Below are 4,615 nucleotides of genomic sequence, written 5' to 3'. Positions count from 1 at the left end.
GCCTTCAGGCGTGCCCGTTCGTTATCCGACAACGCCGAGGCATCGTCCCGCTCGCGCTCCGCGCGGCGGACCCACAGCCGCAGCGTCTCGCCCGTGCAGCCAATCTTCGGTGCAATCGACTGGATCGCCGCATGCTGCGACGAATACTCCTCCTGATGTTCCCACACCAGTCGCACCGCCCGTTCCCGGACCTCCGGGCTATACCGTGTCGTCTCACTCATCGCTCTATCCTCCCAAGGATCAGAGCCTCCGGAAAAGTCGGTACGGTTCAGGGCGCGCTGGCGAGTCAGCGCCGGGCAGGTTGCGGACAGAAGCCACCGTAAACACCGAGCGGCGAACCAGGACCAGCCACCACATGGCAGGCGACGGACCGAAGGCACGTAAACACCGGAGGACGAACCAGGGCCAGCCACCACGAGGCAGGCGGCCGGACGAAGGGACCGTAAACGGCGAGGGATGGGGCCGGGGCGACCGGCGCGAGCCGGAACGGGGACGGCGGGCGGGGTGCCGCGGCGTTAGTTGTGCTTCAAAATCCGCGCCCGCTCGCGCTCCCAGTCCTTGTCCTTCTTGGCGGCGCGCTTGTCGAATTCCTTCTTGCCCTTGGCCAGCCCGATCTCGAGCTTGGCGCGGCCACGCTTCCAGTACAGGGCCATCGGTACCAGGGTGTAGCCCTTGCGTTCCACCGCGCCGACCAGGCGGTTGATCTCGGAGCGGTGGAGCAGCAGCTTGCGCGTGCGGCTGGGGTCGGGGTTGATATGGGTGGAGGCGGTGGGCAGCGGGGTGACGTGGGCCCCGAACAGGAAGGCCTCGCCGTTGCGCAGCAGCACGTAGGCCTCGCTCAGCTGCGCGCGCCCGGCGCGCATGGACTTGACCTCCCAGCCCTCCAGCTCCAGCCCCGCCTCCAGGCGGTCCTCGATAAAGAAATCGTGGCGCGCCTTGCGGTTGAGCGCGATGGTGCTGGAGTTGTCGCCGCCTTGTTTCTTCTTCTTTCCCATAACCCGCGCAGTGTACTGCAGGCGGCGCGGCGAAGCAGTCGGCATGGGCCTGCATCCGTGGTGAAAGTTGAGCCTGAGGACCCGCTGCCCCACAATTCCGGCGGACTCGGCGACGCGCTGTGCGCCCGGGCCCGGGCGCTGCCCGGGCGCGATGGCCGCGCACACGCCTTCCGTCTCCGCTCACAAAGGAGCCACTGATGCCTGCCACGACCTCGATCCACGGGCAATGGACGACCCGCCTGGCCTTCATCCTGGCGGCCACCGGTTCGGCCGTCGGCCTCGGCAATATCTGGCGCTTCCCCTATATCGCCGGCGAGAACGGCGGCGGGGCCTTCGTGCTGGTGTATCTGGGCTGCATCCTGCTGATCGGCCTGCCGGTGATGATGGCGGAGATCCTGCTGGGGCGGCGCGGGCGCCAGAGCCCGATCAACACGATGTCCGCCCTGGCGCGCGAGGAGGGGCTCACGCGCGCCTGGGGGATGATCGGCTGGATCGGGGTCCTCGCCGGGTTCCTGATCCTGTCCTTCTACAGCGTGGTGGCCGGCTGGTCGCTGTCGTACGTCTTCAAATCGGGCACGGGCGGCTTCCTCGGGCTGGACGCGGACGGTTCCGAATCGATGTTCGGCAACATGCTGGCGGACCCGGAGGCGCTGCTGGCCTGGCACACCATCTTCATGGTGATGACGGCGATGGTGGTCGCGCGCGGGGTGCAGTCGGGCCTGGAGAAGGCGGTGACGATCCTGATGCCACTGCTGTTCGTGATGCTGGTGGTGATGGTCGGCTATGCAATGGTCGAGGGGCAGTTCTTCGCCGGCCTGCAGTTCCTGCTGTATCCCGATTTCTCCGCGCTGTCGGCGAACGCGGTGCTGCTGGCGATGGGCCAGGCCTTCTTCACGCTCAGTCTCGGGATGGGCGCGATCATGATCTACGGCAGCTACCTGCAGAGCGAGGCGTCCATTGCGCGCACCTCGGCGGCGGTGGTCGGGGCGGATACCCTGGTGGCGATCATGGCCGGGCTGGCGATCTTCCCCATCGTGCTCGGGGCCGGGCTGTCGGCCGAGCAGGGGCCGGGGCTGATCTTCGTGACCCTGCCGCTGGCGTTCGCCGATATGCCGGGTGGACTGTACTTCGGCACCATGTTCTTCGTGCTGCTGGTGTTTGCGGCCTGGACCTCGGCGATCTCCATCATCGAGCCGGCGGTCGCCTTCCTGGTCGAGAACATGGGTCTGACCCGGGTGATGGCGACCGCGATGATCGCCATCGGGGCCTGGTTCCTGGGGATTGGCGCGCTGCTGTCGCTGAACGTCTGGTCCGACTACACCCTGTTCGACATGGGCATCCTGGACCTGCTGGACTACGTGACGGCCAACATCCTGCTGCCGCTGGGCGGCTTCCTGATCGCGATCTTCGTGGGCTGGCGGATGACCGAGCGCTCGGTGCAGTCCGAGCTGCGTATGAAGCACCCGGCGCTGTATCAGGTCTGGTACTTCCTGGTGCGCTTCGTTGCTCCGGTCGCGATCCTGTTTGTCTTCCTGCGTGCGGTGGAGTTGATTTGATGGCCTCGAAGATTCGCCGCTACGCGGATGTGCCCTACACCCAGGAGCAGATGTTCAATCTCGTGAACGACGTCGATGCCTATCCGGAATTCCTGCCGGGTTGTCGCAGTGCGTCGGCGCGCCCGCGCGGCGAGCACGAGGTGGAAGGCACGATCGAACTGGCCAAGGGCGCGTTGCACAAGTCGTTTACTACCCGCAATACCCTGAAACGCCCGGAGAGCATCGACATGCGCCTGGTCTCCGGACCGTTCCGGCGACTGCACGGGACCTGGACCTTCAGCCAGGTGGAGGGCGGCAAGACCCGTATCGCCCTGGAGCTGGAATTCGAGTTCGCCAACCGCATCATGGCCTTCGCGATCGGGCCGGTGTTCAACCAGATTGCCAATTCGCTGGTCGATGCCTTTGTCCAGCGCGCGCGCGAGGTCCACGGTGCCGGATAGTCCCGTGGCCCCGGCCGCCGCGGACGGCATGATCCGCGTGGAGGTGGCCTATGCGCGCCCCGACCGCCAGGTGATCCTGCCGCTGGTGGTGCCCGAGGGCACCACGGTGGATACCGCGCTGCGCCAGTCCGAGATCGAGCTGCAGTTTCCGGAGATCGACCTGGAGAATGCGAAGGTCGGGATCTTCGGCAAGATTACCCGGCGCGACACCGTGCTGCGGCCGCGTGACCGCATCGAGATCTACCGTCCGCTGATCGCGGACCCGAAGGAGGTGCGCCGCCAGCGCGCCGGGAAGGGGCGCAAGAAGAAGCCGGGCAAGGGCGATGCGGACGCCGGGGGCGAATCGAAGAAGGACGCAGGGCCGGAGAACGCGGAGGAATAGCGAGAGCCCTGTGAGCCCGCGGCACTTCGGGGATGCGGGCGAGCGTCAGTCGTTGTCCATGTCCACCGGGTGCTCGTCCAGCGCGACCGGCTGCGGGATGTCGGCATCCACGTGGCTGACCACGCCGTTCGCAAAATGCACTGTGACCCGCTGGCGCTCGGTCGCCCCGAAGCCCGGGCGGCGGTAGTAGACGTAGTCCCAGCGCTCATCGGCGCGGAAGGCGGGCTCCAGCTGGGGCGACCCCATCAGGAAACGGACCTGCTGCGGCGTCATGCCGGGCTGGATCTGCGCCACCTGGACGGGGTCAATCACATTGCCCTGTTGTACATCCAGACGGAACTGGTTGAGGCCGCCGCAGGCGCTCAGCAGGCTTGCGGCCACGGCGATAGAAATGAGAATCTTGATCATCTGAGCGGGCGGTCCTCGGCGTCTGGTGGGCCGTGAACGCGCATGGTACACCAAAGCGTCCCGCCGCTCTCAAGCGGATCGGACCGGGAAAACAGGCAATGGAAACCAGTAATCTCAAGAAGGCGGGACTCAAGGTCACGCTGCCGCGGATGAAGATCCTCGAGATCCTCGAGACCTCGGAGACCCGGCATCTGACGGCCGAGGCGATCTATCGCGAGCTGCTCGAATCCGGCGAGGAGATCGGCCTGGCCACGGTGTATCGCGTGCTGACCCAGTTCGAGGCGGCCGGGCTGGTCTGTCGTCTGCACCTGGAGGGCAATCAGGCGGTGTTCGAGCTGGAGCGTGGTGGCCACCATGATCATATCGTTTGCAACCAGTGCGGGCGGGTCGAGGAGTTTTTCGACGAGACGATCGAGCGGCGCCAGCGCGAGGTGGCCCAGCACCACGGTTTTTCCATCAAGGATCATGCCCTGGTCCTGTACGGCGACTGTAACGACCACGCCTGTCCCCACCGCCCGGCCTGACCGCTATCGGGGTTTTACTCACCGCGGACCGGCTGGCACCGGTTCCGCCGCGGGTGTGCAGTAGCTTCCGATTCGGCTGCTTGCCTTTTTGTGGCTGGCCCTGGTTCGGCCTCCGGAGTTTAAGGTGCCTTCGTCCGGCCGCCTGCCCTGTGGTGGCTGGTCCTGGTTCTGCATCCGGTGTTTACGTGCCTTCGGTCCGCATACTGCCCGGCGCTGACTCGCCAGCGCGCCGCGAGGTCCTTTCTTGCTTGCCCAAGAAAGGACCCAAAGAAGGGCACCCGGATTTCGCCCGGGAACCTCGCTCCGGACG

Annotated in this window: 7 protein-coding genes; 4 read left to right on the top strand and 3 right to left on the bottom strand. The window is 66.2% G+C overall.

Going from position 1 to position 4,615, the window contains the following annotated elements:
• Window positions 1-221: transposase (locus F627_RS17080; RefSeq protein ID WP_026332145.1), on the bottom strand; the 221-nt coding region annotated here is incomplete at its 3' end.
• 294 nt (window positions 222-515) lie between these two features.
• On the bottom strand, window positions 516-995 hold the full coding sequence (gene smpB, locus F627_RS0115370; protein ID WP_018879902.1) for an SsrA-binding protein SmpB: 480 nt from the start codon (window positions 993-995) through the stop codon (window positions 516-518).
• Between the two features lie 197 nt (window positions 996-1,192).
• On the opposite strand from smpB, the gene F627_RS0115365 reads away from it, so the two are divergent.
• The 3 genes from F627_RS0115365 to F627_RS0115355 are packed head-to-tail and all read left to right on the top strand — an operon-like array spanning window position 1,193 to window position 3,373.
• The gene (locus tag F627_RS0115365) at window positions 1,193-2,551 is read left to right on the top strand and encodes a sodium-dependent transporter (RefSeq protein ID WP_017940349.1); all 1,359 of its coding nucleotides are present in this window, start codon (window positions 1,193-1,195) and stop codon (window positions 2,549-2,551) included.
• The gene (locus F627_RS0115360; protein ID WP_017940350.1) at window positions 2,551-2,991 is read left to right on the top strand and encodes a type II toxin-antitoxin system RatA family toxin; all 441 of its coding nucleotides are present in this window, start codon (window positions 2,551-2,553) and stop codon (window positions 2,989-2,991) included. Before F627_RS0115365 ends, F627_RS0115360 begins: the two co-directional genes overlap by 1 nt.
• Before the next feature lie 4 nt (window positions 2,992-2,995).
• Window positions 2,996-3,373 carry an RnfH family protein gene (locus tag F627_RS0115355; RefSeq protein ID WP_018875874.1) on the top strand — a complete coding sequence of 126 codons (378 nt, stop codon included), beginning with the start codon at window positions 2,996-2,998 and terminating at the stop codon, window positions 3,371-3,373.
• Between the two features lie 45 nt (window positions 3,374-3,418).
• On the opposite strand, the gene F627_RS0115350 is transcribed toward F627_RS0115355, so the two are convergent.
• Window positions 3,419-3,781, bottom strand: a complete 363-nt coding sequence (locus tag F627_RS0115350) for an outer membrane protein assembly factor BamE (protein WP_017940352.1) — start codon at window positions 3,779-3,781, stop codon at window positions 3,419-3,421.
• Window positions 3,782-3,879: 98 nt separating this feature from the next.
• On the opposite strand from F627_RS0115350, the gene fur reads away from it, so the two are divergent.
• Window positions 3,880-4,305, top strand: coding sequence for a ferric iron uptake transcriptional regulator (fur, locus tag F627_RS0115345; RefSeq protein WP_017940353.1), 426 nt, complete (start codon window positions 3,880-3,882; stop codon window positions 4,303-4,305).
• Window positions 4,306-4,615: the final 310 nt, after the last annotated feature.

It is taken from the genome of Thioalkalivibrio sp. ALE16, assembly GCF_000381305.1.
GTDB lineage: Bacteria > Pseudomonadota > Gammaproteobacteria > Ectothiorhodospirales > Ectothiorhodospiraceae > Thioalkalivibrio.
The sequence above is the reverse complement of the archived record's forward strand: the minus strand, read 5'-3'. Positions and strand labels throughout refer to the sequence as shown.

Bases quoted from the DNA above. Each gene is read 5' to 3' on its own strand.
- F627_RS0115360 (WP_017940350.1), top strand. From the start codon at position 2,551: ATGGCCTCGAAGATTCGCCGCTACGCGGATGTGCCCTACACCCAGGAG.
- F627_RS0115365 (WP_017940349.1), top strand. From the start codon at position 1,193: ATGCCTGCCACGACCTCGATCCACGGGCAATGGACGACCCGCCTGGCC.
- smpB (WP_018879902.1), bottom strand. From the start codon at position 995: ATGGGAAAGAAGAAGAAACAAGGCGGCGACAACTCCAGCACCATCGCG.
- fur (WP_017940353.1), top strand. From the start codon at position 3,880: ATGGAAACCAGTAATCTCAAGAAGGCGGGACTCAAGGTCACGCTGCCG.
- F627_RS0115350 (WP_017940352.1), bottom strand. From the start codon at position 3,781: ATGATCAAGATTCTCATTTCTATCGCCGTGGCCGCAAGCCTGCTGAGC.